The 1982-nt window shown below is 63.7% G+C and carries 1 protein-coding gene; it reads left to right on the top strand.

The annotated features are described in order from the left end of the window. Positions 1–544: 544 nt before the first annotated feature. Positions 545–1732 carry an acetyl-CoA C-acyltransferase gene (locus IVB12_RS11280; protein ID WP_247298854.1) on the top strand — a complete coding sequence of 396 codons (1188 nt, stop codon included), beginning with the start codon at positions 545–547 and terminating at the stop codon, positions 1730–1732. Positions 1733–1982 lie beyond the last annotated feature (250 nt).

The following is a 1982-nucleotide window of genomic DNA, read 5'->3' on the forward strand; positions in this document are numbered from 1 at the left end:
GGAGACCAACGACCCGAGCCTCGAGCCCGCGCCGCTCCTGAAGAAACTCGCGGATGAGGGCAAGACGTTCGCGTCGCTGGCGGCTGCGTCGAAAGCGGCGTGATGGCGGCTGCCAATCCTTTCGTTGTTCCACGTTGCGCGATTGCACGACGTGGATTGCCGGAAAGGCCTGACCGGGACATCATCTCGCCTCCGAGTACGCTGCTCGCTGGACTCTCTGATGCACATTGCGCGTTAGAGGCTGCTACGGAGCTTGGCATCGGGCCCGCTTTTGCGCGGAGCCAGTGGTCGCACGCCGGAATGATGAATGGTGTATTGCGGAACATGACGCGTCCCGGCGAACGGTATTATGCCGAGGGCGCGCGTTGGGACGACAACGTCGTCCAGGGCACCCTCCCTAACCAATTGTCGAAGGCCGCCGCTGAGTACGGGTCGCGCACGAGCTGGAGTTTTGCGACCGTCCGATCAGCTGTAACTCGCGGGTATGGCCAACGCGGCAGCAGAAATCGTCACAATCCACCCAACTCGCATCAGGAGATCGTTCTTGACCGACGCTGTCATCGTTTCCACCGCCCGTACGCCAATTGGCAAGGCCTATCGCGGTGCGCTCAACGCCACCGAGGGCGCGACGCTGCTCGGCCACGCGATCGGCGAGGCCGTCGCCCGAGCCAAGGTCGATCCGAAGGAGATCGAGGACGTCGTGATGGGAGTGGCGCTTCAGCAGGGTTCAACCGGCAGCAACATCGCGCGCAAGGCGCTGCTGCGCGTGGGCCTGCCCGTCACTGTTGCCGGCAGCACGGTCGACCGGCAATGCGCCTCCGGGCTTCAGGCCATTGCGGTCGCCGCGCGTTCAGTGATCTTTGACGGAGTCGAGATCGCCGTCGGCGGCGGTGGCGAGTCGATCAGCCTCGTGCAGAATGACAAGATGAATTCGTTCCACGTGCGAGATCCGGCGCTGCTCAAGATCAAGTGCGATGCCTACATGCCCATGATCGACACCGCTGAAGTAGTGGCCAAGCGCTACAGCATTTCGCGCGAGCGGCAGGACGAATATTCGCTGGAGAGCCAGCGCCGCACCGCGGCCGCCCAGCAGGGCGGCAAGTTCAGGGAGGAGATCGCGCCGATCACGACCCAAATGGCGGTGACAGATAAGGTGACCGGATCGGTCTCCTTCAAGGACGTGACACTGTCGCAGGATGAGGGGCCCCGCCCCGAAACCACGGCCGAAGGACTCGCGGGGCTCAAGCCTGTGCGCGGCGAAGGTTTCACCATCACCGCCGGAAATGCCAGCCAGCTCTCGGACGGCGCCAGCGCTTCCGTGATCATGAGCGACAAGGAAGCGGCCAAACGTGGCCTGCAGCCGCTCGGCATCTTCCGCGGTTTCGTCACCGCCGGCTGCGAGCCGGATGAGATGGGCATCGGCCCGGCTTTCGCCGTGCCGCGCCTGCTCAAGCGCCACGGCCTCAAGGTCGAGGACATCGCTCTTTGGGAGCTAAATGAAGCCTTCGCTGTGCAGGTGCTGTATTGCCGCGACAAGCTCGGCATCGATCCCGACAGAATCAACGTCGACGGCGGCGCGATCTCGATCGGCCATCCCTACGGCATGTCCGGCGCGCGCCTGGCCGGCCACGCCTTGATCGAGGGCCGTCGCCGCAAAGCGAAGTACGCGGTCGTCACCATGTGCGTCGGTGGCGGCATGGGCGCTGCGGGTTTGTTCGAGGTCCTGCCGTAATTTACATCGTCACTGCCTAGTTGCGTAGTTGCGCACGCGCGGCCGGGCCCCCATACTCCGCAGTCTGAGTTTGGGGGCAAGGACGGAATCGGCTTTCGTAACAACGAAGGCCGGCGATTATGGATCCCAGCCTTCGGGACGCTGCAGCAATCTCACAGGAGGATCCGATGGATCTCGCATTCACGAAAGAAGAGCAGGCGTTTCGCGAGGAAGTGCGGCAGTTCTTGCGCGACAACGTGCCGCCGGATAC

Source organism: Bradyrhizobium sp. 179 (genome assembly GCF_023073535.1).
In the GTDB taxonomy this organism is placed as follows: domain Bacteria; phylum Pseudomonadota; class Alphaproteobacteria; order Rhizobiales; family Xanthobacteraceae; genus Bradyrhizobium.